21 protein-coding genes are annotated in these 26,915 nt (G+C 58.9%); 4 read left to right on the forward strand and 17 right to left on the reverse strand.

The window, feature by feature from the left end:
• Positions 1-10: 10 nt before the first annotated feature.
• From QMK58_RS14320 to QMK58_RS14360, 9 genes are all read right to left on the reverse strand, one after another.
• The gene (locus QMK58_RS14320) at positions 11-1,303 is read right to left on the reverse strand and encodes an MFS transporter (protein WP_053159926.1); all 1,293 of its coding nucleotides are present in this window, start codon (positions 1,301-1,303) and stop codon (positions 11-13) included.
• Between the two features lie 94 nt (positions 1,304-1,397).
• Positions 1,398-2,384 (reverse strand): sugar kinase, encoded by a 987-nt coding sequence (locus QMK58_RS14325; protein WP_320396493.1) that lies wholly within the window; start codon positions 2,382-2,384, stop codon positions 1,398-1,400.
• Positions 2,377-3,159, reverse strand: a complete 783-nt coding sequence (locus QMK58_RS14330; RefSeq protein ID WP_320396494.1) for a sugar phosphate isomerase/epimerase family protein — start codon at positions 3,157-3,159, stop codon at positions 2,377-2,379. The genes QMK58_RS14325 and QMK58_RS14330 overlap by 8 nt, the downstream gene beginning before the upstream one ends.
• A gap of 152 nt (positions 3,160-3,311) precedes the next feature.
• Entirely contained in the window at positions 3,312-4,337 is a 1,026-nt protein-coding gene (locus QMK58_RS14335) for a LacI family DNA-binding transcriptional regulator (RefSeq protein ID WP_053159933.1), read from the reverse strand.
• Positions 4,338-4,470: 133 nt separating this feature from the next.
• Complete coding sequence (locus QMK58_RS14340) at positions 4,471-5,079, reverse strand: LysE family translocator (RefSeq protein WP_320396495.1); 609 nt, start codon at positions 5,077-5,079, stop codon at positions 4,471-4,473.
• A 52-nt stretch (positions 5,080-5,131) separates the two neighbouring features.
• Entirely contained in the window at positions 5,132-5,971 is an 840-nt protein-coding gene (locus tag QMK58_RS14345; RefSeq protein WP_053159937.1) for an AraC family transcriptional regulator, read from the reverse strand.
• Positions 5,972-6,047: 76 nt separating this feature from the next.
• On the reverse strand, positions 6,048-6,689 hold the full coding sequence (locus QMK58_RS14350; RefSeq protein ID WP_053159940.1) for a DUF1345 domain-containing protein: 642 nt from the start codon (positions 6,687-6,689) through the stop codon (positions 6,048-6,050).
• Between the two features lie 153 nt (positions 6,690-6,842).
• Entirely contained in the window at positions 6,843-9,929 is a 3,087-nt protein-coding gene (locus tag QMK58_RS14355; RefSeq protein ID WP_053159941.1) for an efflux RND transporter permease subunit, read from the reverse strand.
• A 15-nt stretch (positions 9,930-9,944) separates the two neighbouring features.
• Positions 9,945-11,102, reverse strand: coding sequence for an efflux RND transporter periplasmic adaptor subunit (locus QMK58_RS14360; protein ID WP_053159943.1), 1,158 nt, complete (start codon positions 11,100-11,102; stop codon positions 9,945-9,947).
• Between the two features lie 270 nt (positions 11,103-11,372).
• Between QMK58_RS14360 and QMK58_RS14365 the strand changes: the two genes are divergently transcribed.
• Both QMK58_RS14365 and QMK58_RS14370 read left to right on the forward strand, forming a co-directional pair.
• Positions 11,373-12,074 carry a response regulator transcription factor gene (locus QMK58_RS14365; RefSeq protein WP_053159945.1) on the forward strand — a complete coding sequence of 234 codons (702 nt, stop codon included), beginning with the start codon at positions 11,373-11,375 and terminating at the stop codon, positions 12,072-12,074.
• Between the two features lie 4 nt (positions 12,075-12,078).
• A complete protein-coding gene (locus QMK58_RS14370; protein ID WP_320396496.1) occupies positions 12,079-13,377 on the forward strand; it encodes an ATP-binding protein in 1,299 nt (432 codons plus the stop codon).
• A gap of 402 nt (positions 13,378-13,779) precedes the next feature.
• Here the strand turns inward: QMK58_RS14370 and QMK58_RS14375 are convergent, their stop codons facing one another.
• The 5 genes from QMK58_RS14375 to QMK58_RS14395 all read right to left on the reverse strand — a co-directional run bounded on the left by QMK58_RS14375 (position 13,780) and on the right by QMK58_RS14395 (position 17,380).
• On the reverse strand, positions 13,780-14,319 hold the full coding sequence (locus tag QMK58_RS14375; RefSeq protein ID WP_053159951.1) for a tetratricopeptide repeat protein: 540 nt from the start codon (positions 14,317-14,319) through the stop codon (positions 13,780-13,782).
• Positions 14,320-14,423: 104 nt separating this feature from the next.
• A complete protein-coding gene (locus QMK58_RS14380) occupies positions 14,424-15,377 on the reverse strand; it encodes a D-2-hydroxyacid dehydrogenase family protein (RefSeq protein ID WP_320396497.1) in 954 nt (317 codons plus the stop codon).
• A gap of 10 nt (positions 15,378-15,387) precedes the next feature.
• Entirely contained in the window at positions 15,388-16,416 is a 1,029-nt protein-coding gene (locus tag QMK58_RS14385; protein ID WP_053159955.1) for an alpha/beta fold hydrolase, read from the reverse strand.
• 83 nt (positions 16,417-16,499) lie between these two features.
• Positions 16,500-16,934 (reverse strand): YqaA family protein, encoded by a 435-nt coding sequence (locus tag QMK58_RS14390; protein WP_053160409.1) that lies wholly within the window; start codon positions 16,932-16,934, stop codon positions 16,500-16,502.
• Positions 16,934-17,380: a DUF411 domain-containing protein gene (locus tag QMK58_RS14395; protein ID WP_053159957.1), complete on the reverse strand. Its 447-nt coding sequence runs from the start codon at positions 17,378-17,380 to the stop codon at positions 16,934-16,936. Before QMK58_RS14395 ends, QMK58_RS14390 begins: the two co-directional genes overlap by 1 nt.
• 294 nt (positions 17,381-17,674) lie before the next feature.
• Between QMK58_RS14395 and QMK58_RS14400 the strand changes: the two genes are divergently transcribed.
• The gene (locus tag QMK58_RS14400; protein ID WP_053159959.1) at positions 17,675-17,863 is read left to right on the forward strand and encodes a hypothetical protein; all 189 of its coding nucleotides are present in this window, start codon (positions 17,675-17,677) and stop codon (positions 17,861-17,863) included.
• Positions 17,864-17,881: 18 nt separating this feature from the next.
• Here the strand turns inward: QMK58_RS14400 and QMK58_RS14405 are convergent, their stop codons facing one another.
• Entirely contained in the window at positions 17,882-18,250 is a 369-nt protein-coding gene (locus QMK58_RS14405) for a fe2+ zn2+ uptake regulation protein (protein WP_053159961.1), read from the reverse strand.
• A 248-nt stretch (positions 18,251-18,498) separates the two neighbouring features.
• Between QMK58_RS14405 and QMK58_RS14410 the strand changes: the two genes are divergently transcribed.
• Positions 18,499-20,844 (forward strand): acylase, encoded by a 2,346-nt coding sequence (locus QMK58_RS14410; RefSeq protein WP_320396498.1) that lies wholly within the window; start codon positions 18,499-18,501, stop codon positions 20,842-20,844.
• 51 nt (positions 20,845-20,895) lie between these two features.
• Here the strand turns inward: QMK58_RS14410 and QMK58_RS14415 are convergent, their stop codons facing one another.
• Together QMK58_RS14415 and QMK58_RS14420 are read right to left on the reverse strand one after the other, a co-directional pair.
• Entirely contained in the window at positions 20,896-21,897 is a 1,002-nt protein-coding gene (locus QMK58_RS14415) for a FecR family protein (protein ID WP_320396499.1), read from the reverse strand.
• A 96-nt stretch (positions 21,898-21,993) separates the two neighbouring features.
• Positions 21,994-26,805: a dermonecrotic toxin domain-containing protein gene (locus tag QMK58_RS14420; RefSeq protein ID WP_320396536.1), complete on the reverse strand. Its 4,812-nt coding sequence runs from the start codon at positions 26,803-26,805 to the stop codon at positions 21,994-21,996.
• Positions 26,806-26,915 lie beyond the last annotated feature (110 nt).

Here is a 26,915-nt window from a genome sequence, read left to right on the forward strand (position 1 = left end):
CGACTTCAATTCAGGAATGGGCGGTGGCGGTACGCGCTATCGTGGTCTGCTCACGGTCGCTGGCACCGGGCTTGAGGAGTACGGTCAGCACCACCGAAAGCATCAATGCGCCGCTCATCAACAGGAACGATGCGCCGGGCGAACCGGTGGAGCTGTTCAGGTAACCGACCAGATAAGAGCCGCCAAATGAACCTAGCGCACCCATGCTGTTGATCAGCGCCATGGCGCCACCCGCAACGTTGGCCGGGAGGATTTCCGGGATGATCGCGAAGAACGGGCCATACGGCGCGTACATGCAGGCGCCGGCGAGCACCAGCAGGGCGTACGACCACCAGAAATGTTCGGCGCCCAGGGCGTAGGAACCGTAGAAGGCAATCGAAGCAATCAGCAGCGGCGGCCAGACGAAGCGCTTGCGTTTCTGCAGTTTGTCCGAACCCCACGACACCAACAGCATGCCGATGACGGCCGCCAGATAAGGCAATGCCGACAGCCATCCGGCCTGGATCATGTCCATTTGCGCGCCAGCCTTGAGGATCGACGGCAGCCACAGCACGAAACCATATACGCCGATGCTCCAGCAGAAAAACTGCAGGGCCAGGATGATCACCTTGGGCGAGCGGAACGCTTCGGCGTAATTTTTTACCGCTTTGATGCCGACCTGTTCGGCGGCCAGGGCGCTTTCCAGATCCTGTTTTTCCTGCTCGCTGAGCCACTTGGCCTGGGCCGGACGATCATCGGCCAGCCGCCACCAGATGAATGCCCAGAGCACCGCCGGCAAACCTTCGACGATGAACATCCAGCGCCAGCTGTAGTGCTGCACCAGATAGCCCGAGACCACCGACATCCAGAGCATGGTCACCGGGTTGCCGAGAATCAGGAAGGTGTTGGCCCGCGAGCGTTCCGCGCGGGTGAACCAATGGCACAGATAGATCAGCATCGCCGGCATCACCGCCGCTTCGACCACACCGAGCATGAAGCGGATGACGATCAGCCAGTAGGCGTTGGAGACGATGCCGGTCAACGTTGCCAGGCTGCCCCAGAGAATCAGGCTGACGAAAATCAGTTTCTTCACGCTATGCTTTTGCGCGTAGATCGCCCCCGGCACCTGGAAGAAAAAGTATCCGAGGAAGAACAGCGCGCCGAGCAGCGATGACAGGCCCGGGGTGATCATCAGGTCGGCGGCCATGCCTGAAGCGGCGGCGAAACCGTAGTTGGCACGATCCAGATACGCCAGGCTGTAGGTAATGAACACGATGGGCATGATGTACCACCAGCGGCGGGTGGCGAGCGTTGCGGTTTTCATGAGTGGTGCTCCTGAGCTTGTTGTTTTTGTCGCAGCAGGTAACGGGTTCGAATCTTCAGTGACTGTGCGGGCCTCATCGCGAGCAGGCTCGCTCCTACAGGGGAACGCGTTCTAATGTGGGAGCGAGCCTGCTCGCGATGGCGGTCTCAAATTCAGCGAGCATTTCGGTACGGGTCGGCAACCCCTCCATATCTCCTCGGCTCTGCACCGCTCGGCTGCCAATCCAGTTGGCACGCTGCACGGCGTCGACAATGCTGTGGTTTTCCAACAGCGCGCTGATCACGCCGACAGCAAAACCGTCGCCGGCACCGACCGTATCGACCACCGTTCGCACGGGCACGCCGGCAACAAAACCGCAATCCAGGTGCGTGCGGTAATAAGCGCCGTGCGCCCCCAGTTTGATCACCACGGCCTCGGCGCCCTGGTCGAGGTAAAACGCGGCGATGTCGGCCGGCTCGACGAAACCGGTCAGCAACCGACCTTCGCTCAACCCCGGCAACACCCAATGGGCGAGGGCGGCGAGGCGGTTGATCTCAGTGATCATCAGTTGCTCGCTGGCCCACAGGCTTGGGCGCAGGTTGGGATCGAAGGACACGCTGCGCCCACCATCACGCATGCGGCTCATCAATTCGAACGTCATCTGCCGAGCCGTTTCCGACAGCGCCGGTGGAATGCCGGTGGCGTGCAGATGCCGTGCATTGAGTAGCCCTGGAACGATCGAATGCGCCGACAAGTGACTGGCCGCCGAACCCCGGCGAAAGTACTCGACGACGGGATCACCGCCGTCATCGGTGCGGGACTTGAACTGAAAGCCGGTGGGATGGGCGGTGTCGATGTCGACGTGGCGGCAGTCCAGACCTTCTTTTTCCAGCGTGTCGATCACGAACCGACCCAGAGAGTCGGCACCGACCCGGCTCAGCCACGCGACGTTGAAGCCCAGCCGCGACAGGCCAATGGCGACGTTGCTGTCAGCGCCGGCTATGCGTTTGTGGAAAGCGTTGACGCTGGCCAGGTCACCGGTTTGCTCGGCGACGAACATCGCCATGGTTTCGCCGAACGAGAGGATATCGATCTCAGACATGAGCGCTCTCCCGTTGCGACTGGCCGAGTTGGGCGAGGGCGGCGACGTGTTCGGTGGTCAGTTGCAGCAGATCGTCGCCTTGCAGCGGGTACTCCGCGGCCCGCATAACGCCTTGGGCCATGTGCCGCAGCAGGTGTTCCCACTGTTGCTGATCGCTGGCGGCGGGTGGGATGGCGACCAGTTTGCCGTCGGCGCGTCGAGTGACTGCTTTGCAGTGCACATAACCGACATAACGGCCGAGCAACTGTGCGGCGCTGGCAGCGGACTGATCCTGCCAATGCCAGTTGCCGATATCGAAAGTCATTTTGATTGTCAGGCTGTGCCGTTCGACTTCATCGAAAAACCGCTGGAAAGGTTCGATGCGGCCACCCTGCAGGGTCTGATCGTTCTCAACCAGCAGCTGCAGGGGGCTCGCTATAAGCATTCGGGCCAGGGTTTGCAGGTCACTGTTGTCTGTGAAGTACCCCAACGACACTTTCAGCCATTTCGCGCCGAATACCTGGGCGCGCTGCAGGGCGCTGACCAGTTCGGGATTGGGTTTGGATTGGCCGGCGAGCCACAGCTCCATCGGCGAGGAGTACACACTTTGCAGGCCCTCAGCTTGAGTGGCTTGAGCCAATTGCGCGGGGGCTTCAGTGGTCAGTAGCTCTTCGCGCCATTCGATGTGAGTGGCGCCGGCGGCGGCCAATATTTCGATGAAACTGCCCTGGCCTCGCTGGCGCACCAGGTCGGCGCCGTAGCTTGAGAGGCTGATGGAAACGGGTGGTTTGTTCATTGTTTTTCTACCTCTGAAACCGGTTTCATTTTTGTTCAAAAAAATAGGCGTCGCTGGTGACGGCCTCATCGCGAGCAAGCTTGCTCCTACAATGGCTCTGCGTACGCTCATCTACTGTAGGAGCGAGCATGCTCGCGATGAGGGCAGAAAACTCACTGAGAAATCCCAAGGGTCGACCCTCTAATGATCAACTGCGCCGAAAAATCCAGCGTCCGCACCGCACCGTCATCCCCGCGCAACCGCTTGAGCAAACACTCAAACGCACTGGCGCCAATTGCGCTGGTTGGCTGGGCGAGGGCGGTAATGCCACTGCCCACCAGGGGATACCAATCCAGGTCATCCAGGGCGATCAAACCCACGTCCTCAAACAGCTTGCACTTGAGATCACGCAACGCATAGGTGCTGGCCAGTGCCGCAACTCCGTTGGCGCAAAACAGCGCTTTTGGGCCGGGGCCTGGCGATTCAAGAAAGTCTTTCAGCCGTGCAGTCAAATCGCTGCCGGTTTCGATCAACGTGCCGCGCAGGGCCGGGCGATGTTCGACCTGAGCCTTGAAGCTGTCGACCCGCTCGATCCGCGAACTGGTGCCGTCGAACGGCTCCGTCACCATCAATACATCGCGGTAGCCGCGTTCTTCAAGATGGGTGAGGGCCATGGCCACCGCTGCGGGGTTGTCCAGTCCGACCATGTCGCTTTCAAGATGCTCGACTTTGCGATCCACCAGTACCAGGGGCATTTCCCGGTGCAGTTCGTGCAATTCGTTGCGGTGATGGCCGAGGGTGTTCACGATCAGGCCTTCGATGTTGTACGAGCGCAGCAGGGCCAGGTGCTGGCGTTCCTGTTCATCATCGCGGTCGGTGTTGCACACCACCAGGCTGTAACCGTGCTGGCGGCAGGCGGTTTCCACCCCATGCATCACGGCGATTGAATAAGGGTTGCGAATGTCGGCCACCAGCATGCCGATCAGGCGCGTGCGCCCGCGCTTCAGACCCCGGGCCATCTGGTTCGGGCGATAGCCCAATTCGGCAATGGACTGCTCGATGCGCTGGGCAATGGCATCGGAGAGTAAGGCGCGGTCTTCGCCGATGAACCGCGAGACGCTGGCCTTGGAGACCTTGGCGTGTTCGGCCACGTCAAGCATGGTCACGCGGCTGCGCTGGGCGGCGGAAAAATCGTTCACGGTCTGAAACCTTCTTATTGGATTTATAAGGCTGAGCGCTGTAACGCTGAAACCGGTTTCAGAAGACACCAGAAACGAATCCGCCGTCAAGCACTCGATGGCGCAGCGTTCGATAAAAACCGACAAATGGAAATCAGGCCAGCAGGCTTAACCAGGCTGAACCCAAGAGCAACAGGCCCGTACAACGATTGAAACGTTGCATGGCGCAGGGCGAACGCAACCAGCGGCTGGAGCCCGCGCCGAGCAACGCCCAGACCCCGAGGCACGGCAAGGAAATCAGAAAAAATGCCAGGGACAGATAGATCACATGCACAAGGCGATCTTCGCCCACGTCAGCAAACACGCTGACCACCGCCAACGCCATCATCCAGGTCTTGGGGTTGATCCATTGCAGGCTGGCTGCCCCGAGCAGACTGAGGCGCTCTTCGTCGTTCCGGGCAGAAATACCCGCGGCGGGGGCCCGGAGAATCTGCCATGCCAGGTAACTGAGCCATGTCACGCCCGCCCACCGCATAAGCGTTTGCACCAAGGGCCATTGAATCAATGCTGAACCGGCACCAGTACCCACCAGCAATACAAGGATTGCGGCGCTGGCGCAGGCGCCGAGGATGATCGGAACGGCGGCGGCCATACCGAAACGGGCACTGTTGCTCAGCACCAGGATGTTGGTCGGGCCAGGGGTGATCGATGCCACGAAGGCGAACAGCACAAAGGGCAGCAACGTCGGGAAAGAGGACAGCATCGCAGGCAAACTCCGGTGAAGATCATTAAGGTGGATCTTCACAATCGGTGGCTTACCTGTCTGGAAGATTTGAGCAGCGCTTGCGGTACAACGCTGGCGTCAGGCCGTAGGCGCGTACGAACCATCGCCCCAAATGGCTCTGGTCGGCAAAGCCCAGGGCCATGGCCACCGTCGCCGGTTGTTCTCCACGGGCCAGCATTCGTCTCGCCGTGGCCAGACGCAATTGCACCAGGTACGCGTGGGGCGCGATGCCATACGCTGCTTTAAACGCGCGGGTCAGGCGAAAGCGGTCGACACCGGTGACGGCGGCCAATTGATCGAGGCCGATGTCGGCTTGCGCGTTGGCATGCAGATAGTCCCGGGCTTTTTGCGCAACCAGGGGCAGGCGCGGGTCTTCACCATAGCGGGTGCGCCAGTGCAGGTGATGGGTCAGCCGTTCTACCAAACCGTCGAGGGCTGCCTGGCGCACGATTTTCAGTTCGCCAACGTGCAGGGTTTCGAATGCGAGGCTGGCAGCGTGGGCCAGTCGCGCATCGCTGGCCAGGGTAATGGCGAAACTCAACTCACTGTTGTGCGGCGCGTTATCAAATACAGCACCGACCTCACGCTGTAACCATTGCGGATCGAGGTACAGCATGCGGTAGGTGAAGCCTTCATCGGTCGGCGCTTCGCCGTCGTGAATGTCACCCGGCTCCAGCAAAAAAACCTGCCCAGGCGTGCTTTGATGTTTTGCCCGGCGGCAATTGAACTGTTGGACGCCTTGCTCGGTGACACCGACCAGGTAACTGTCATGCCAGTGCGGGTCGTAGGCGTGGCCCTGGAAATGCGCGCGCAGGGTCTCGATGCCGGTGTCAGCGTCCTGGGCCAGATCGAGCCAGTTGTGAGTGGTCATGCTGCACCTGTGAAGCGGATGGCCGTTCCATTTAACGCTTGTAACCCGAGCAATGGCTAGAAGGTTTGTGCAGCCATCAATTGAACAAGCCAGCCGCAATGTTGATCGAGAAACCGAGGATGGCGGTATTGAACAGGAAACCGATCAGCGATTGCGCCAGCACAATCTTGCGCATGTCGCGCGTCGCGACGCCGACATCAGAAGTCTGCACGGCCACGCCGATGGTGAACGAGAAGTACAGGAAGTCCCAGTAGTTGGGCGTGTCCAGTCCCTCGGCAAAGCGCAAGGCGGGCTCTTTACCTTCCCAGGTATAAAACAGGCGGGCGTAGTGCACGCTGAAAATCACCCCGATCAACAGCCAGGAACCAAGCACTGTGAAGGCGGTGAAACCGTAATGGAGCAGCTTGCGGGTGGTTTCCAGATCCTTGCTGCCTGCCAGTTCAAAGGTGATCGTCGCCAGGCTGGCGATCGCGGCGATGCACACGACCAACAACACCAGGCCGGCATTTTCGTCTTCGATTTCGGCGATGCGTTTCACGTCTGGGGCTTTCGAGCGCACGACAAGCCAGGACATCAGAATCAGGTAAGTCCAGACCCCGGCGTTCCAACCGAAGAGGATCTTGCTGATGACCGAGTCGGCCGGCATCAGGATGCCCACTGCGATGCCGAGCAGGATGGCGGCAGACAGGCGAGGATGAGTACGGGGAAGGAAGGGCATGGAGATTCGCTTTGCAGAGGCGTCCTTGCACCATAGCACTGCTTATGCAGGAGCTGCCGAAGGCTGCGATCTTTTGATGTTCAGGTTGCCTGCCGAAGATCTGGATCAAAAGATCGCAGCCTTCGGCAGCTCCTGCAGGGGGTGTGGTGTTGGTTAGCGCTTGCGCACCAGTTTCATCACCACCACAAAAAACACGGGTACAAATACCACCGCCAGTGTCGCCGTGATCATCCCGCCAATCACCCCGGTGCCGATAGCCTGTTGGCTCGCCGAACTGGCGCCGGTGGCAATCGCCAAGGGCACCACACCGAGGATGAACGCCAGTGAAGTCATGACAATCGGCCGCAACCGCAAACGTGCGGCTTGCAGGGTCGCATCGATCAGGTCGTGGCCTTCGTCGTACAGGCTCTTGGCGAACTCGATGATGAGAATCGCGTTTTTCGCCGACAGACCAATGATGGTGATCAGCCCGACCTTGAAGAACACATCGTTGGGCATCCCGCGCAACGTTACCGCCAACACCGCACCCAGCACGCCCAAAGGCACCACCAGCAACACCGAGGTCGGGATCGACCAACTCTCGTAGAGCGCCGCCAGACACAGAAACACGATCAACAATGACAAACCGAGCAGGATCGGCGCCTGGCTGCCGGACAAGCGTTCCTGTAGCGACAACCCGGTCCACTCCTGGCCCAACCCCGCCGGGCCTTGTGCTACCAGACGCTCGATTTCGGCCATGGCCTCGCCGGTGCTGTGACCCGCTTGAGGCTCGCCGGAAATGGCGATTGCCGGGTAGCCGTTGTAGCGGGTCAGTTGCGCCGGACCCTGAGTCCATTTGGCCTGGACGAAGGCGGACAACGGCACCATTTTCCCATGGGTGTTGCGCACGTGGATCTTCAGCAAGTCGTCCACCTGACTGCGTTGATCACCTTCGGCCTGTACCATTACCCGCTGCATCCGTCCCTGGTTGGGGAAGTCGTTGATGTAGGCCGAGCCGACAGCGGTGGACAGTACGTTACCGACGTCGGCAAAAGACACGCCCAACGCGTTGGCTTGCTTGCGGTCCACGATCAACTCGACCTGTGGCGCTTCGGCCAGCGAGCTCTCTCGTACGTTCATCAGGATCGGACTCTTCTCGGCTGCCGCCAGAAACGCAGTGCGGGCTTCCATCAGTGCCACGTGGCCAAGACCACCGCGATCCTGCAAGCGGAACTCGAAGCCGCTGGACGTGCCGAGGCCATCCACCGGTGGCGGCAGCACGGAAAAGGTCACGGCGTCCTTGATCTGGCTGAGGGCGATGTTGGCGCGATCGGCAATGGCGCTGGCCGAATCATCGCTGCTGCGCGCCGACCAGTCCTTTAGCGTGCTGAAGGCGAGCGCCGCGTTCTGGCCGCTGCCGGAGAAACTGAAACCCAGGATCACCACGCTGTCGCGAATACCTGGCTCGGTCGCATTGTGCGCTTCGATTTGCCCGGCCACCTGCACCGTGCGGTTCTTGCTCGCACCCGGTGGCAGTTGAATGTCGGTGATGGTGTAACCCTGGTCTTCCACCGGCAGGAACGAAGAGGGCAAGCGACTGAAGGCAAAACCCAGCCCCACCAGCAGCACTGCGTAGATCACCAGGTAGCGTGCGGTGCGTTTCAACGCATAGGCGACCCAGCCCTGATAGCGGTCGGTCAGTTGCTCGAAGCGGCGGTTGAACCAGCCGAAGAACCCGGTTTTTTCGTGGTGTTCGCCTTTGGCAATCGGCTTGAGCAGCGTGGCGCACAGCGCCGGGGTCAAGGTCAGGGCGAGGAACGCCGAGAACAGGATCGAGGTCGCCATCGACAGCGAGAACTGCTGGTAGATCACTCCTACCGAGCCTTGCATGAACGCCATTGGAATGAACACCGCCACAAGCACCAGCGTGATGCCGATGATGGCGCCGGTGATCTGTGTCATCGCCTTGCGCGTGGCGTCCTTGGGCGACAAACCTTCGGTGGCCATGATCCGCTCGACGTTCTCCACCACCACAATGGCGTCGTCCACCAGAATACCGATGGCCAGTACCATGCCGAACATGGTCAGTACGTTGATCGAAAAGCCCAGCGCCAGCATCGTTGCGAACGTACCCATCAGGGCGACCGGCACCACCAGCGTCGGGATCAGCGTGTAGCGGATGTTCTGGAGGAACAGGAACATCACCGCGAACACCAGCAACATCGCCTCGCCGAGGGTGTAAACCACTTTGGTGATCGAGACTTTGACGAAAGGCGAGGTGTCGTACGGAATCGAATACTCGACGTTGGCCGGGAAGTAGCGCTTGAGTTCGTCCATCTTCGCCCGCACCAGGGTTGCGGTGTTCAGGGCATTGGCGCCGGGCGACAACTGCACGGCGACAGCGGTGGACGGCTTGCCGTTCAGACGCGTGGAAAACTGGTATTCCTGGCTGCCGATCTCGACCCGCGCCACATCGCGGATTCGCACTGTGGAGCCATCGGGATTGGCCTTGAGCACGATGTCGGCGAATTCTTCCGGCGTCGAGAGCTGGCCTTTGACCAGAATGGTCGCAGTGATTTCCTGGGTGGTGCGAGTCGGCAAGTCACCGATGCTGCCCGCTGAAACCTGGGCATTCTGCGCGACAATGGCGGCGTTGACGTCGGCAGGGGTCAGGTTGAAACCGATCAGTTTCTGCGGATCGATCCACACCCGCATGGCCCGTTCGGCGCCGTACAACTGCGCTTTGCCGACACCGTCCAGACGCTTGATCTCGTTCATCACGTTGCGTGCCAGGTAATCGCTGAGCGCCACGTCGTCGAGCTTGCCGTCACTGGAAGTGAGGGCGATCAACAGCAGGAAGCCCGAGGAGACTTTCTCCACCTGCAAGCCCTGTTGAATGACCGCTTGCGGCAAACGGGATTCCACGGCTTTAAGGCGGTTCTGCACATCGACCTGGGCCAGCTCCGGATTGGTGCCCGGTTTAAACGTGGCCTTCACGGTGGCGCTGCCGAGGCTGCTCTGGGATTCGAAATACAGCAGGTGATCGGCGCCGTTGAGTTCCTCCTCGATCAGGCTGACTACGCTCTCGTCCACGGTCTGCGCCGAAGCACCCGGGTATACGGCGTAGATTTCGATCTGCGGGGGTGCGACGTCGGGGTATTGCGCCACCGGCAACTGTGGAATGGCCAGCGCACCGGCCAACAGAATAAACAGGGCGACCACCCAGGCGAACACTGGGCGGTCGATAAAGAACTGCGGCATAAACAAGCGTCCTGCTTATTGGCCAGACATCTGGGCCAGTGGAAGAGGAGTGTCGTCGATCTGCACTTTCTCGCCAGGGCGGGCGTGTTGCAGGCCTTCAACGACAATACGGTCGCCTGGCTTGAGCCCGCCGGTGACGATCCAGCGATCATTCTGCACGGCGCCCAACTCGACCGGCTGTTGCGCGACCCGTTGTTCGGCGTCGAGCATCAGCACCTGGGCGATGCCGGCGCTGTCACGCTGGACCGCCCGTTGCGGCACGCTGAGACCTTGCTGATTGACCGCTTGCTCCAGGCGTACCCGCACGAAGCTACCAGGGAGCAAATCCAGATCCGGATTGGGAAATTCACTGCGCAGAATAATCTGCCCCGTACCCGGATCAACGGTGATGTCGCTGAACAACAGTTTGCCCGGCAGTGGATAAAGGCTGCCGTCATCCTGAATCAACGTGGCCTTGGCCTGACCCTGGCCGACCTGCTGCAACTGGCCGGAACGAAAAGCTCGGCGCAGGTCATTGAGTTCGCGAGTGGACTGGGTCAGGTCGGCATGGATCGGATCGAGCTGCTGAATCAGCGCCAGCGGTGTGGTTTCGTTCTGTCCGACCAGTGCGCCTTCGGTGACCAGTGCACGGCCGACACGCCCTGAAATCGGTGCGGTAACCGTGGCGTAACCGAGGTTCAGTTTCGCTCGCTCCACGGCGGCTTTACTGGCAGCGACTTCGGCGGCGGTCTGCCGGGCGTTGGCACGGGCGTTGTCATACTCCTGACCGCTGATGGCCTTGTCGTCGATCAACTGGGCGTAGCGTTGTTCCTGCAACCGGGCCTGGAACGCATTGGCCTCGGCCTTGCGCAGGACGGCTTCGGCGCTGTCCAGGTCAGCCTTGAACGGCGCCGGGTCGATACGGAATAGCACGTCGCCTTTTTTCACGTCGCTGCCTTCACGGAAGGTGCGCTGCAACACCACGCCCGCAACACGTGCGCGCACTTCGGCGATACGTGGTGCGGCAATCCGGCCGCTCAGTTCGCTGCTGATGGTCAGCGGCTGGGCTTCGAGGGTCTCGATGCGCACGGTGGCCAGTGGCTCCGGCTCTTCAGCGTTCGAGGACTTGTCACAGGCGCCCAGCGCCAACGCCAATGCGATCAGGCTGAGCCTGGCAAGCAGATTCTTTGACATGAAATACCCCAATAAAGACCCCCAGCATCCTACTGGGCGACAGCGAGGGTAGCGGTGAAGCTTTGTTGGTGCTGTGTGAAATTGTGTAAGGGTTTTACTCAGGGGGGGGGGAGGGCGTATATCCTGCACTTCTTGAAATTTATTGCGTCTGTCAGGCCGCCTTCGCTGGCAAGCCAGCTCCTACAAGGATTTTCAGCGCACGACCTGTAGGAGCTGGCTTGCCAGCGATAGGGCCGGAACAGACGCCACTGCACTTTCTGGAAACACCCCATGCCCAACATTCTCCTGGTCGAAGACGACACCGCTCTGGCCGAACTGATTGCCAGCTACCTGGAACGCAACGGCTACTCCGTCAGCGTGATCGGCCGCGGTGACCACGTGCGCGAACGTGCGCGGACCAGTCCGCCGGACCTGGTGATCCTCGACCTGATGCTACCCGGCCTCGACGGTTTGCAAGTCTGCCGCTTGCTTCGCGCTGACTCGGCAACGTTGCCGATCCTGATGCTCACTGCGCGCGATGACAGCCACGATCAGGTGCTCGGCCTGGAGATGGGCGCTGACGACTACGTGACCAAGCCTTGTGAGCCGAGAGTGTTGCTGGCCCGGGTGCGAACCTTGTTGCGGCGCAGCAGCCTCAGCGAACCGCAAACCGCCAACGATCGCATTCTGATGGGCAACCTGTGCATCGATCTGTCCGAACGCACGGTGACCTGGCGCGAGCAGCTGGTCGAATTGTCCAGCGGCGAGTACAACCTGCTGGTGGTGCTGGCCCGGCATGCGGGCGAAGTGCTGAGTCGCGACCAGATCCTGCAACGTCTGCGCGGTATCGAATTCAACGGCACCGACCGTTCCGTGGACGTGGCGATTTCCAAATTGCGGCGCAAGTTCGACGACCACGCCGGCGAGGCACGCAAGATCAAGACGGTGTGGGGCAAGGGTTATCTGTTCAGCCGCTCCGAGTGGGAATGCTGAGCCGATGTTCAAAATCCTCTTTCGCTTGTATGTCGTGACCATTGTTTCGTACAGCGCGGCAATCTATCTGGTGCCAGACTTGGTGGTCAGGGTTTTCCAGGAGCGTTTTGTCACCTACAACCTTGATTACTCCCGCGGGTTGCAGACCCTGATCGTCAAACAGTTTCATGGCGTGCCCGCCGAGCAGTGGCCAGCTTTGGCCGAGCAAATGGACAAAGAATTCAGCCCGCTGCATATCGTGCTCAGCGGCAACGACGATGTCGGTTTGACGCTTGAAGAACAGCAACGCTTGCAGTTCGGCGAGAATGTAGTACGCGTCGGCGACTGGGGCTGGCGCACACTGGCGGTGGCGCCGCTGGATGATCGGATGGTCGTGCAAATGGTTGTGCCGCCGGACCCGATGGACGTCAACCTCCTGTACTGGAGCATCAACGTGCTGATCGGCGCGACCATGCTTGCCTGTCTGTTGCTGTGGCTGCGCCCGCACTGGCGCGATCTGGAGCGCCTCAAAGGCACTGCCGAACGCTTCGGTAAAGGATATTTGAGCGAACGTACGAAAATCCCCGCCAGTTCCAACATCGGCAGTCTGGCCAATGTGTTCGATACCATGGCCGGTGACATCGAGAACCTGCTCAATCAGCAGCGGGATCTGCTCAATGCAGTGTCCCATGAACTGCGCACACCGCTGACTCGCCTGGACTTCGGCCTGGCGCTGGCCCTGTCCGAGGATTTGCCGACCGCCAGTCGCGAGCGGTTGCAGAGCCTGGTGGCACACATTCGCGAACTGGATGAACTGGTGCTGGAGTTGCTTTCCTACAGCCGCCTGCAAAACCCGGCGCAACTGCCGGAACAGGTCGAGGTGTCGCTGGATGAGTTTATCGACAGCATTTTGGGCAGTGTCGATGAAGAGCAGTCACCGGACATCGTCATCGACGTGTTGCTCCACGGTCAACTGGAACGCTTCAGTCTCGACCCACGCTTGACGGCCCGTGCCCTGCAGAACCTGCTGCGCAATGCCATGCGTTATTGCGAAGAACGCATCCAGATCGGGGTTCAGGTCTACGCCGGCGGATGCGAGATCTGGGTGGATGATGACGGCATCGGCATTCCCGAAGACGAGCGCGAGCGTATTTTCGAACCCTTCTACCGCCTTGATCGCAGTCGTGATCGGGCCACGGGCGGGTTCGGGTTGGGATTGGCAATCAGTCGACGGGCGTTGGAAGCCCAAGGCGGGACGCTGACGGTCGAAGGTTCGCCGTTGGGTGGGGCGCGTTTCAGGTTGTGGTTGCCTGCAACGGGCTGAATTGGACGAACGGCAGCCTTTCTGACCCGCCGCAATGTACTGACTGTCATGTTTTACAGTAGTCATGTCGGCAACTTGTGCGTTTCACTGTCCGTGTGTAGTCAGGCGGAAGACAAGGGTAAGGAGGCCGGAATGAGCGCACCAATAATAACAAAATGCGGTCAGGGGACGATCAGTGCATTCAGGGATGTCAGGGTTGACTCTACGTCCACGTGTTTTGCGCTGATCAAACCTGAGGATGGACTTTGCGCCTGTGTGGCGATCAGGTTAGGGGCGGGCATCACCACGGCCGGTCAGTGCTTTGTGGTTGGCGATAAGGTGCGATATACGCTCCAGGCGCGGCAGGGAGAGTTTCCGAGCGCACAACAGCTCTTGAAACTCCCGGCCGACGATGAGTGTGCCTCAGGTCTTCGATGAGCCGTCGATGGCTTCGGCCAGGTCACGGTATTCCTCGCAACGGGTATTACCGCAAATGGATTTGATCTGCTGCAACTGTTCTTGCGCCAGGTCCAGCCGGCCTTTGATCACATAGGCCTCGCCGAGGTATTCGCGTACTTGCGCGTACTGCGGGTCGAGTTTTACCGATTGCAGGTAGTAACCGATGCCTTCGTCGGTGCGCCCCAGTTTACGCGTGGCGTAGCCGCGATAATTCAGGGCCTTGGCAGTGTTCGGGTTTTTCAGGGTGTCGAGCAGGGCCAGGGCTTCTTCATAGCGCCCGTCCCTGGCCAACTGATAGGCGTAGCGGGTGCGGTCTTCGTCAGGCACCAGGCTGCTGGTTTGCTTGACGCATTTCTGCGACTTGGTGTCGAAAACCTGGCCCTTGGGGCAATTGGGTTTGGCGGGGACGTCATCCTCATCGTCACCGTTCGCCAGCGCGAGGGTGCTGGACAACGCAACAGCCAGAAACAATGGGGAAGCCAACATAGCGAAACGGACTTTCATGGGCAATGCTCCACAGGTGGATGCGTTTCGGATCGGGTTACGTCCTTGCAATTTATAGCGCAAGGTTGAGACATCGGTGGGATTGCAAAAGTCGAAGGTTTTTCTCAGCCCAGCACGCGAACGGGTTGCCCCGCCGCCCATGCCTGGATGCCTTCGATCATCTGCGAGAAAAACTGATGATAGTTCTGCTCGCTGACGTAGCCGACATGGGGCGTGGCCAGCACGTTGTCCAGGGTCCGGAACGGATGATGCTCCGATAACGGCTCGTGTTCGAAGACATCCAGCGCTGCACCGGCAAGTCGTTGTTTCTGTAACGCCTTGATCAACGCAGTCTCATCGACAATCGGCCCACGCGCGGTATTCACCAGCAACGCCGTCGGCTTCATCCAGGCCAGCGCCTGGGCGTCTACCAGACCCCGGCTGCGGTCGCTGAGTACCAGGTGCACCGACAGCACGTCGGCCTGTTCGAACAGTTGCTGCTTGCTGACATAGGTCACGCCGACTTCGGCAGCACGATCGGCGGTGAGGTTTTCGCTCCAGGCAATCACCCGCATGCCGAACACCTGGCCAAACTGCGCAACACGCTGGCCAATGCTGCCCAGGCCGAGGATTGCCAACGTCTTGCCGTGCAGATCGCCGCCCAGGCCTTGTTGCCATTTTCCGGCACGCAGGGCGTTGGCCTCGTTCACCAGATTGCGCATCGCGGCCATGATCAGCGCCCAGGTCAATTCCGGTGCGGCATGTTTGTAGCTGTCAGTGCCACTGACCTGGATGCCCAGTGCGGCGGCGGCCTTCAGGTCCAGGGCGGCATTGCGCATGCCTGCGGTGACCAGCAGCTTGAGTTTTGGCAGGCGACGCAGCAGGTCTTCATCGAAGCGCGTGCGTTCGCGCATCACACAGATCACTTCGAAATCAACCAAGCGCTGCGCCAGAATCTCGTTATCAGCAGGGTAGTCATGCAGGAAACTCACCTGGCCAACCGCATCCAGCACCGACCAGTCCACCACGCCCCGAGCCACGTCCTGCCAATCGTCGATCACTGCAATCTGCAACGCCATCAGCCGCTCCTCATTTACCCGTCGGACTGGATTTGCTCAGCCAGGTCAACAAGGCCTGGTGGAATTTTTCCGGTTCTTCCATTTGCGGCGCATGGCCCATACCGGGGAACTCGATCAGCGTCGAATGAGGGATCAGCTTCGCCACCTGTTTGCCGAGTAGGTCGTAATGGCCGATTTTCGCCTTGACCTCGGGCGATGCAATGTCGCTACCGATGGCCGTGGAGTCGGACGTACCGATCAACAACAGGGTCGGCATCTTCAGGTTGTGGAATTCGTAGTAAACCGGTTGGGTGAAAATCATGTCGTAGATCAGCGCCGAATTCCAGGCGACCTGGGTATGTCCAGAGCCTGTGTTCAGGCCGGCGAGCATGTCCACCCAACGATCAAACTCCGGTTTCCAGCGGCCACCGTAATACGTGTTGCGCTCGTAGGTGCGGATGCCGTCGGCGCTGAGCTTGAGTTCGCGCGCGTACCATTGGTCTACCGTGCGATAGGGCACGCCGAGGGCTTTCCAGTCTTCCAGGCCAATCGGGTTGACCATCGCCAGTTGTTCGACGTTTTCGGGGTATTGCAGGGCATAACGGGTGGCGAGCATGCCGCCGGTGGAGTGCCCGAGCAGCGTGGCTTTCTGGATGCCGAGGGCTTTGAGCAACTGTTGGGTGTTACTGGCCAGCTGCTGGAAGGTGTATTGGTAGTTGTCCGGTTTGCTGGAGGTGCAGAATCCGATCTGGTCGGGGGCAATGACCCGGTAACCAGCGTCGCTCAAGGCTTTGATTGAGCTTTCCCAGGTAGCGCCGCAGAAGTTCTTGCCGTGCATCAGCACCACGCTGCGACCGTTGGCCTTGCCTTGCGCGGCGACGTCCATGTAACCCATTTGCAGGGATTTGCCCTGAGATTCAAAGGCGAAGTGCTTGAGCGTGTAGGGATACTCGAAACCTTGCAACTCGGGACCATAGACAGGCCCTTGGGCCGAGGCCGTAAGGGGCAGGGCGGTGGTCAGCAGCAGTCGGGGAAGCCAGCGGGGTAAGGGCAGCGACATGGGTTAACTCCATCAAAAATCCGCCGATCCTGGATCGGCTTGATTAGGGCGACATTAAGCAGGCAATCGCCGCCCTTGTTGGTTCAACCCATCCAGCCCAAAGTCGCGAGTGCCAGCACACTATAGCGGGCACCTTTGGCGAGGGTGACGATCAACAGGAACCGCCCCAACGGCTCGCGCATCACCCCGGCCACGAGGGTCAGCGGATCGCCGATCACCGGTAACCAACTGAGCAGCAACGACCAATGGCCCCCACGCTGGTAATAAATCCGGGCTTTTTCCAGGCGTTCAGGACTGACCGGAAACCAGCGCCGATCGCGAAACCGCTCGATACCGCGTCCCAGCCACCAGTTAAGCAGCGAACCGAGGACGTTGCCCAGCGTTGCCACACCCAGCAACAACCCGATCTCGTACCGATCGCTGGCCAGCAATCCCACCAGTACGGCTTCGGACTGCAAAGGCAGCAACGTCGCAGCACCGAATGCGGCAAAAAACAGGCCGATGTACGCCCCGGGTATCAATGCGCCGGATAGTCCGCAACCACCACATCAGTGCCATCCTTTTTCAAGCCGATGACTTGGTAAGCATCACTCATGCCGTCCATTTCCATGCCGGGCGAACCCATTGGCATGCCGGGAGCGGCGACGCCCAGCAGATCGTTGCGCTTGGTCAAGGCCAGCACCTGATCGGCAGGTACGTGACCTTCGACAAATTTGCCATTGATGAGGCCGGTGTGGCATGACGCGAGACGCGGCGGTACGCCATGCTCCTTTTTGAACTCGCTCATGTTGGCTTCAACGTGATCCTCGACCTTGAAACCATTGGCCTCCAGATGGCTGATCCACTTCTTGCAGCAACCGCAATTGGCGTCGCGGTGGACTTCGATCGGAATCAGGTCGGCGGCTTGAGCCAGGGAGGAAACAAACAGGGCGCTCAGGGCGATCAGGCGCAGGTGGGTTCGCATGGGCATTGGTCTCGGCTAACGGGCAAAAAAACGCATTCTGACCTGTTTTATCGGTCAGGCATTCGAGGATTGTTTCCAAGTGCTACAGAGTGCGCCAGCCAGATCATGGTAGATCAATGCTGTCAGCCGGATGAAGGGGACATTACAACATTGTCAGGTGGTCTCTTGAGCGTCGGTGCTGATGCTCAAGGGGAAAACCCTCAAGATATCGCCGCGATGAAGCCAAAACGTTTCATCGGCTGTAACATGAGGCCCCGCCAAGTCGGATACATCTTTCAGTTTCAGGAAACCGCAATGACCCAGTCGCAACGTTTGAAATACTCGATTCTGATCTCCCTCGTCGTACTGGGAATCATGTTTGGCCTTTCCTGGCTGCAGAACACCGGCGCTATCAGCGAAAAAATGTTCCAGTACATCGCCATCGGCGTGGCGGTGATCGTGGTGGTCATCAATGGCGTGATGCGCCGTAAGGTCAAGCCCTGATCCAGGGCCCGGTCCTGTTTACTGGTGGAGCATGGCGGCAGCCTTGGGGTGCAGGCTGTAGCTTTTGTCCGGATTGAGGACGATCACACCTTCACTGCACAGGCGCTTCAGCACTTCGCGAACGCTTAGAAAAGACAGCGGGATATCCAGTTCCAGCAAATGGCTGTGCACGCCACGCACCCCGAGGCTGCGGTCGCTTTCGGCGGCCGTGAGCAGGGCATCGATGACTTTGAGGCGAATCAGACTGGTTCGCAAACCGAAGTTCTTGAGCAGAACCCTGATCCGTTCGTTGCCGTGGCGTTCGGTACGCGGCTCGAATACGCCGACTCCCATGGAAGTACCCTTTGGCGCGTTGCTACCGTCCGCTGGCAGTTGCGAGTTGTACATTGCAAAACTCCTTTTCAGAGCCTGATCAGGAAAAAATGGGCGCTCTTGTATAACTAGACGTTTGAGCAGCCCAAATCATGAAGACTTGAATGTAGAAATTTTGTCGAAGCTGTGTGATCGGGTTGTAAGCACTCGGTCCTGTGCCGCGTAAACCCTAAATTAATTTTGTGAGCTTCGTCCCTAAAGGGAGGCGCAGTGCGTATCTGTACGCAGGACTGTGGCCATCGTTTTTTCGATCAGGAGCGAGCGTGATTATTTCCAGCCAGTTAACCAGGTTGAGCCTGGCAGGCGTGTTTCTGGGGTTGAGCCTTGCAGCGAACGCGCGCACCCAACCCGAGCAGGCGACTGCCGAGATCCGCCGGACCAGTTTCGGTGTGCCGCACATTCGTGCAGACAATGAACGTGGTCTCGGGTACGGCATCGGTTATGCCTACGCCCAGGACAACCTGTGCCTGTTGGCCAACGAAATCACCACGGTCAACGGCGAGCGCTCGCGGTATTTCGGGCCGGACCAGTTCACCGTCGAAGAACGTGAAAACCTGACCAGCGATCTGTTCTTCATGTGGCTGAACAACCCGCAGGCTGTCGCGGGTTTCTGGCAGGCACAAACGCCTGAAGTCCGCGAACTGATTAAAGGTTATGTCGCGGGTTACAACCGTGCCCTGGCGGAGCGTCGCGCCGAGGGTTTGCCGGTGCAATGCCAGGGGGACTGGGTGCGGGACATCACGGTGCTGGACCTGGTCAAGTTGACCCGTCGCCTGCTCGTCGAGGGTGGAGTCGGGCAGTTCGCCGAAGCCCTGGCCGGTGCTACGCCACCCAAGTCGGTTACCCAGGCATCGAATGACCACGCCGCTTTCCAGGTCGCGACTACACGTATGCAGCGTTTCGCGCTGGACCGGGGCAGCAATGCCGTGGCGGTCGGCAGCGACAGTTCTTTCAACGGTCGCGGCATGCTGTTGGCGAATCCACACTTTCCGTGGGTCGGCGGCATGCGTTTCTATCAAATGCACCTGACCATTCCCGGCAAACTGGACGTAATGGGTGCTGCGTTGCCCGGTCTGCCGGTGATCAACATCGGGTTCAATCGACACCTGGCCTGGACCCACACGGTGGACTCGTCCAAGCACTTCACCTTGTATCGCCTGCAACTGGACCCCAAGGATTCGACGCGTTACCTGTTGGATGGTGAGTCCTTGCCGCTGGACAAGCAGACCTTGACCGTCAACGTCAAGCTGGCGGACGGGCAGATCAAGGCAATTACCCATGAGGTCTACAGTTCGAAGTTCGGTCCGATCGTGCAATGGCCCGGCAAGCTCGACTGGGACAATCAGCACGCGTTCAGCCTGCGCGATGCCAATCTGGATAACGATCGCGTGCTGCAGCAGTGGTATGCAATGAACCGTGCTGGCAACCTCAAGGACTTCCAGGAGTCGGTGCACTCCATTCAAGGCATTCCGTGGGTCAACACGCTGGCGGCGGACGATCAGGGGCAGACCCTCTACATGAACCTGTCGGTGGTGCCGAACGTGGGCGCCGACAAACTCGCGAAATGCAGCGATCCGCGAATCGGCTTGCAGATGATCATTCTGGACGGTTCCAACAGCGCCTGCGCCTGGGACATCGACCCGCAGGCCGCACAAAAAGGGATCTACGCGTCCAGCCAGTTGCCGCAATTGCTGCGCAAGGACTTTGTCCAGCACTCCAACGACTCGGCATGGATGGCCAACCCGGCGCAACCGTTGACGGGCTATTCGCCGTTGATCAGTCAGGACGGTCAGCCGCTGGGGCTGCGTTCGCGATTTGCGCTGGCGCGTCTGAGTGCGCTGACCAAAGCTGGCAAAATCGGCGCGCAAGACTTGCAACACATGGTGATGGACGATCAGGTCTATCAGGCTGAGCAGGTCATGCCGGATTTGTTGCAGTTCTGCGCGACGGGGCTCAGTGCCGATGCAAAAAACCTTGCGCCGCTGTGCGTCAGCCTCACGACCTGGGACCGCCATGCAAACCTCAACAGCGGCCTGGGTTTCGTGCACTTCCAGAATGTCATGGAGGCGCTGGAGCAATTCCCGGATGCCTGGCGTGTGGCGTTCGATCCAAATGACCCGCAACACACCCCACGCGGCCTCGCGGTCGATCGTCCCGAGGTGGCGAAGGCGTTGCGCGGGGCGATGCTGGCGTCAGTTGAACAGGTGACTGAGTCCGGGCTCAAAGCCAACAGCCGCTGGGGCGATATTCAGGTGGTCAGCAGCGGCGGTCAGCAGACACCGATTCATGGCGGGCCGGGAGCGCTGGGTGTCTACAACGCCATTCAAAGCGTGCCGCGAACCGACGGCAAGCGCGAAGTGGTCAGCGGCACCAGCTACCTGCAAGTGGTGACGTTCGATGACAACGGGCCGCAAGCCAAAGGACTTTTAGCGTTCTCGTTGTCCAGTGACCCGGCGTCAAAGTACGCTCGGGACCAGACATCGGCCTTTTCGCAGAAGCAACTGGGTGTATTGCCGTTTACCGAACAGCAGATCACTTCCGATCCGCAGTATCAGGTGCAGACCATCCGACAACAGGAAGACAAGCCTGGCAAGGTGGCGGCGCACTAAGTGAATATGTGTGAACAAAAAAGGCCGCATCCCGAAAGGGTTGCGGTCTTTTCAGCTTTTTGAAGGTTTTTGCGGGATCGAATTCACCACCAGATTGCCGCTCTGGTTACGCGTCAAATAGACCGGCAAGACCCGTGGAAGGGATTTCACCAGCCCATTGATGTCCTTGATGTTGTAGATGCCGCCAATATGGATCGAACCGGTGCTGTTATCGGCAACGATCAATGGCTTGTCCAGGTAGCGATTGATTAGTGGCAGCGCATCATTCAAAGCCAGGTCATCGAGCACCAGTTTGCCCTGTCGCCAGGCCAGCGTTGTGTCGCTGTCATAGGTCTGGCTGATGCGGGGAGTGAAGTCACCCCTGCCGTAACTCGCCTGCATCGAAGGTCCCAGGCGCAGACCGTCACCGGGCAGGTCATCGTTGCCGGTGACCAGCACCGAACCTTCGACCAGGTTGACCTTCACCTGGTCTTCATACATCCAGACGTTGAATTTTGTGCCTGTCACCCGAATTCGACCTTCGGCAGCCTTGACCACGAAGGGGTGGCGGGTGTCATGGCTGACGCTGAAGAACGCCTCGCCTTTGTCCAGCGTGACTTGCCGCTGATTCTTGTAGTTGCTGAACGTCAGCTCGCTGCCCAGGTTCAGCTCGACCTGACTGCCATCGTTCAAGGTCACATGACGGACATTGTCGATCGCCTCAAAGTGCTGGTACGAATTTGGAACCCAACCCAGATGCCAGCCGCTATAGGCCGCCAGTGGCAACGCCAGGGCGCACACCGCAGCAGCAATGCCCAGGGTGCGCCACGGGGTGGCGGGTTTGACGCGAAGCATTGGCACGACGGTGTCCGGACGAGGCAACTCCCCCGCGACGTCCCAGATTTCCAGCATGGCCTCGTACTCGAACGCATGCAGCGGATGTGCATCACGCCATTGCACGAACGCCAGGCGCTCTTGCTCGGTGCAGTCATTGGCGTGCAAACGCATGCACCAATGCGCAGCGGCATCGGTGATGGCGTCGTATTCGGCTTCCGAGAGCGTTTGTTCGGTCATTGGCCCATCCTGATTTCCTGCATTCTAACCTTGGAGGCAGCCGGCGAGAACATCGATCATGGCAATTACCCATCAAACGCGCACCTATTTTCGGATTCAAGGGGTGCTGACATGCAGTTGGCGTCCCATTTGGGTGATCAGTAACGTCACGCTGTCAGCATTGCCCAGTTGTACAGCCAGTCTGACCAATGGGTCTCTTTTGAAGCGTACGCGTGCGTCACTGAGGGTTTTGTCACCGGTCAGTCGCAAAACCTGCAAAAGGGGACGGTCGGTTTCTTCATAGTATGTTTGCCCCAGGTCCTCCCAGACTTGCAGATCGTCGTTGTAACGAGAGAACAGCTCGGGCAAAGGTGTCTGGCTCGACAATCCCTTTTTGTGCAGATTGCTGAGTGCGTCCTTCAGCGCCCTGGCCCGCACGCTCGTTGTTTCAATCAGCGTGTGAAACGGTCTGCCGGAGTCGAGATAGGCGATGTCCTCGGTGTTGCATACGATGTGCGAGAGCTCATGAATCAACGTGGCGGCGCGGGTGTGAGCCCGGATCGGAAAGGCTGCATCCGACATGTAGTTGCGGTAGTAATCGAAGACAGGCCGGAAGAACTGCTCCGCCAGATAGATTTTTCGTTTGGGGTCGGACGGAACGATGAAACCGAATGTGTTTTCCGGGTCCGCGAGGACGCGTCCAACCGCAAAACGTTTGCTGTTCGGTGCTCTTAGTGTCGGGTCCAGCAAGGCAGTAAAAATCTCTGCAATGACCTTTTCCACCATGGTTACGTGGATGGGCTCCACTTTCGGCACGTCGGCGAAGTCCATGATGAGTTGATGGACCGGTGTGACTGCATCACCGGTTTCTTTGAGCAACTGCAGGTTGCGAAAGGCATTCCAGACATAGGTGGTCGCCTGGTTCAGGCCTTCTTCTATCTCCCGTGCCTTGACCGGGAATCGCACACGGATCTGCGGCATACCGTTTGCGTCGACATTCATGCCTTCCCAGACGGCCATTACAGTTTCCACCCGTTTGAGCACGCCCTGGCTTGGGGCCATTGGTAATGCGGGTGGCGGGTCGATGATCCATTGCCGGGTAACACTCTGACGCAAATAGGGCCCCGGTTTTTTGTTACCGACGATGCGCCAGCGCGTTCGTTTCTTTTCGACCGGATACACCTTGCCTTCAACGGCACCATAGGTCTTTTGGGTTGCGGCGTGCTTATAGAGCCCGAGTGCCGTGTCCAATGCCATTGAATGCAGCTCTACGTCGCTGGCTTCGTGTTGCTTCAATTGCGTGCGCTCAAGTGCCGTGACCGCAATGTCTTTCCAGTTGAATGGAGTGTCGGGTGTTTCTGTCGGCAGCGTACTGACGGCAGCAGAAGGGGCGTTCTTCGTGACCATCGAGCCACGCAGTGAGGCGAGTTGCGCCAGGCCGCTGACCAATCCGGAGACCGCGGCTGTCCAGTGATGGTTTTGCAAGTGTTCGGCAGACGCCTGGATTTGACGAAAACTGCGCCACACCGTAATTGGATACGCCAGTTTGCCCATGCAGAACGAAAACATTTCTCGCAAGTCTTCGCCCAACACGTGTTTGACGGTTGCCCATTCACTTTGGGCTTCAGTGTCGGCCTGGCAACCCAAGAGTTGGCCGAGCAGCACAGCATTATCCTTGAACAACTGCACCAGTACGTTTCCCTTCAGCGGATTGGAAGCAAGACTGACCGCAGCTTCCTGACTGTCGAGTGAAAACCGCTCTTTGCAGAGTGTCCGGTCGGAATCCGGCAATCGACCGAGAACCCAGTGGCGCAGCATGCCCGGGGCCTTTAGTTCGGACATCAAGGCGTGTTGATCTTCATACTCCTTGAGGCCGTGCCTGGGGCTGTAAGGCGCCACCAGAACCTGTCTGCCGGAATCGTTGCCGTGGGTCCCGATCAGATAGACACCGGGTATCTGGATTGTCTGGTCTTTCTTGATGCCGGCAAATTCGAGTGGCCGGATGATCGCGTTTGCATCGTTCACAGTTGCCCGTGCAGTGGCGTCGGGCATGTCCATGATTTGCTTGATCAGGTCGAAGCCGCTTCCGCTCAGGCGCTCACGCAACTTTTGCGTGTGGGCGTAGTGCATCAGTTGCCAGGGTACCTGCGATACAAAACGCTTTCTGCGCGCCGGGGCGTCAGTATGGGTCGGCGCAAAATACTGCTTCAGTACTTCTTGATGGCGTTGGCCAAGGTTCAGTTTTCGTATCAGGTCTTTGACATAGGTTGCGTCGACTTTGCCAGGGATCGGGGTGGTGTCGAGCGATGCGACGGTGAATCGGGCGGCATCCAGATCATCGAAATGACTGAGTGCAAACGCCGTAAGAATTTGTGTCGACACTTGGGGCGCGGTGAATTTCAACTCGATCTTGTCCGGATCAAGATCAAACGTGTCCGCCTTGAGCAGTTTCTGAAGCTCCTGGTGCGCCGTGCGCGCCAGCGAGGGAATGTCACTCAGGCAATCCTGATCATCTTTGACGCAGTCGAGGTACTGTTGAAGCAATTCCGCATGCAGGACCTGATCTTCAATGGACGCGTTGGCGAGCCATGCCGGAAGGCTTTGTCGGGTGGTCAGAGCCTTGGCGATGTCGGTTGCCCGGCGTAACCCGGTCTGAGGCTGGCGCAAGGCTATCTGGTGTAAAAGACGGGCGCGCGTTGCGGTGGACGCCGTCGTGGCAAGTGCCTCTGTGACGCTCGTTTCGTCCAGTTGGACAAAAGGCCTTTGCACTTGGTCCAGAAAGTTTTCGTTCACTTGCTGCAGTGGTGCCAGCGTGTAACTTCGCGTGGGTGACCGTTCGCTTCGACTTAGATTCTCAAGCAGAAACGTGCGTTTATCGTGCTCCAGCAGGCGCTGATCCAGTTCTGTCTTTAACGCCGGCAATGAAGGGAAGGGCTCATACCCCAACGCCGGAGTCCACAAAATCGCCTTACCCGATTTCGTCGGGTCCGTATCGCGTCGTTCAGTCAGCACGAAGCAACTGGACAATTTCAACAACGTGTCGGAACCGTTCGCCTTGAGCGCCAGGGAGCAAATATCGGGAATATTGTTATTGAGCGCGGCCCTTTGCAGGCGCACCGGGTTGTCGAGCACTGCTTTGATCATGGCCTGTTCCGTCGCGCTCAGCGTGCGGTCGACCATTCGAAGTTCCAGTTCGCTTTTCAACCCCAGGCCAAGCAGGTGCGCAAAGTCCGATTGCAGTTTTTTCACGGACGCGTCCACCGTCTTTTTTGCGTCCGCCACGGTCAGCGTGGCGGCGGGGATCGCAGGGTGGCTCTGCAGATTGTGCTCCAGAGCCTGCGTGAGCGTGTTAAGCAAGGCCAGGTGGGCTTTGGCTGTTTCGGCACGCACGGTGGCCGGCTGTGCGGCCCATTGGTGCACTGCCTGGGCATTCCAGCGCTCGTCGCCATCGATGGCCAGCAATCGATCATCAATGTAGCCACGCACATCCAGTGCCTTGCCCACCAACCCATGAAGGTCATGCTTGCCTTCGCTTTCAAGGAAGGCTCTCAATGCACACGTGAGGTTCTCCTGCTGCTTGGCCAGAATGTCCGCCATCAAATGCTCAAATACGGGACGAGGGATCGGTACGCCGGTAACGGTACGCTTGTCTGACTCCAGGTCGAGAAAAGTACGGCGTTCATCCAGTGACATGTAATTCAACAAATTGTCTTCGTGGCCTTCGCTTTTCAGCATCAGCAGCACGATTTTCTGCAGTGCAGGCAAGTCGGTCGTCGCTTCGATCCCCCTGGTTTGGGTATACAGAAAACCGGGTGTACCGCTTTCGCCGATCATCAGTGTCGAGGCCAGGTCGACATAGTGTTTGAACGGCGCGGATATGCGGACTTTTTCGATGCGAAGCGGGTTGTCCGCAACAGAGGCGAGACTGACCTTGACCAGGCGTAGATATTCCTCGGTTGTCAAAACCCCTTCCTGGCGCTTGAGCAACAGATTTAGGTGAAAGGCGTCGCGCAAGCACTCGGTAAAAAATGCCTCGCGCGACACACCTTTGCGGAGCTCGGTGTTCCAGAACGTTTCGATCTGGCTTTGCAGGCGAGGTGTAAATCCTCCGGCAATATCGGTCAGGGTGCTTTCCCAGGTCTGATTGTCGGCATTGTTGCTGACGCCATGTTTAGGGTTGGAAAAGGTCCTTGTTTCGTCGGCCGGCCAGGGGCTACTCGCGTAGCGCTGCAACAAGGCTTCGCTCAAGGACAGTGACGTGGTTGGGGAGGGAGTTTCGATTGTACCGACAGCAGGGCGAGTACATTCCAGGCGGGTGCGGCGTTGATCCAGTTTTGGGAATGAACTGAAGAATGCAATGTTGAGCGTCTCATCCAGCATCGATTGCAACGTAGGCGTCTTGCGCAGTTCGGCCATCATCGCCTCGACATTTTGCGTGCGATTGAGTTCGAGGGTGGTTTGCTGGTGCTCGAAGACCGCACCTTCAACGACTTCGACGGAGATGTCTGGCGTATCGCCTGCGAGCACGACATGGCGCCGTTGAACCGACAGGTAACGAAGCAGTTCGAGTTTGCCGGTGTCCTGCGTCAAGCAGGTTTTGAGGTCGGTCTTGAGGTCATCCATGTCGGCGTATTTGACCAGGCCTTTCCAGGGTGTGTAGAGCACAACGTCACCCTCGACGGGCCGGCTCATCGCAAAGGCACCGGCTAGCGGGGTTTTGATCGAGTCAGGCAAGTCCAGTAGCAACTGGTGGACGGACATGGGTTTGACATTGGCCTTTCGGGTCGCATCGGTAGGCAGATAAACCGCCTGCAGCCAGTTCAGATCATCTGTTGTGAAACCCAGCGCTTTTTCCCGGTCACCGGGTTGTTTTGCCTTGGAGGCGCGTTCAGCCTCGTCGAAAAAATACGGTATGAATGAATCAGTCATGGTGTTTCCTCGAAATGTTGCGATTGATCTTGGTTCGAGGAAAAACGGTACGATCAATGCGCTGCACTGGTGCGGTACATATTGCTCACCCGAAACCCGTCGTGAAGACT

The organism is Pseudomonas sp. P8_241 (assembly GCF_034008315.1).
Classification (GTDB): Bacteria; Pseudomonadota; Gammaproteobacteria; order Pseudomonadales; family Pseudomonadaceae; genus Aquipseudomonas.

Bases quoted from the DNA above. Each gene is read 5' to 3' on its own strand.
- QMK58_RS14385 (WP_053159955.1), bottom strand. From the start codon at position 16,416: ATGTCGCTGCCCTTACCCCGCTGGCTTCCCCGACTGCTGCTGACCACC.
- QMK58_RS14375 (WP_053159951.1), bottom strand. From the start codon at position 14,319: ATGAAAGTCCGTTTCGCTATGTTGGCTTCCCCATTGTTTCTGGCTGTT.
- QMK58_RS14395 (WP_053159957.1), bottom strand. From the start codon at position 17,380: ATGCGAACCCACCTGCGCCTGATCGCCCTGAGCGCCCTGTTTGTTTCC.
- QMK58_RS14380 (WP_320396497.1), bottom strand. From the start codon at position 15,377: ATGGCGTTGCAGATTGCAGTGATCGACGATTGGCAGGACGTGGCTCGG.
- QMK58_RS14345 (WP_053159937.1), bottom strand. From the start codon at position 5,971: ATGACCACTCACAACTGGCTCGATCTGGCCCAGGACGCTGACACCGGC.
- QMK58_RS14340 (WP_320396495.1), bottom strand. From the start codon at position 5,079: ATGCTGTCCTCTTTCCCGACGTTGCTGCCCTTTGTGCTGTTCGCCTTC.
- QMK58_RS14350 (WP_053159940.1), bottom strand. From the start codon at position 6,689: ATGCCCTTCCTTCCCCGTACTCATCCTCGCCTGTCTGCCGCCATCCTG.
- QMK58_RS14415 (WP_320396499.1), bottom strand. From the start codon at position 21,897: ATGACCGAACAAACGCTCTCGGAAGCCGAATACGACGCCATCACCGAT.
- QMK58_RS14405 (WP_053159961.1), bottom strand. From the start codon at position 18,250: ATGTACAACTCGCAACTGCCAGCGGACGGTAGCAACGCGCCAAAGGGT.
- QMK58_RS14360 (WP_053159943.1), bottom strand. From the start codon at position 11,102: ATGTCAAAGAATCTGCTTGCCAGGCTCAGCCTGATCGCATTGGCGTTG.
- QMK58_RS14320 (WP_053159926.1), bottom strand. From the start codon at position 1,303: ATGAAAACCGCAACGCTCGCCACCCGCCGCTGGTGGTACATCATGCCC.
- QMK58_RS14355 (WP_053159941.1), bottom strand. From the start codon at position 9,929: ATGCCGCAGTTCTTTATCGACCGCCCAGTGTTCGCCTGGGTGGTCGCC.
- QMK58_RS14400 (WP_053159959.1), top strand. From the start codon at position 17,675: ATGACCCAGTCGCAACGTTTGAAATACTCGATTCTGATCTCCCTCGTC.
- QMK58_RS14420 (WP_320396536.1), bottom strand. From the start codon at position 26,805: ATGACTGATTCATTCATACCGTATTTTTTCGACGAGGCTGAACGCGCC.
- QMK58_RS14370 (WP_320396496.1), top strand. From the start codon at position 12,079: ATGTTCAAAATCCTCTTTCGCTTGTATGTCGTGACCATTGTTTCGTAC.
- QMK58_RS14365 (WP_053159945.1), top strand. From the start codon at position 11,373: ATGCCCAACATTCTCCTGGTCGAAGACGACACCGCTCTGGCCGAACTG.
- QMK58_RS14325 (WP_320396493.1), bottom strand. From the start codon at position 2,384: ATGTCTGAGATCGATATCCTCTCGTTCGGCGAAACCATGGCGATGTTC.
- QMK58_RS14330 (WP_320396494.1), bottom strand. From the start codon at position 3,159: ATGAACAAACCACCCGTTTCCATCAGCCTCTCAAGCTACGGCGCCGAC.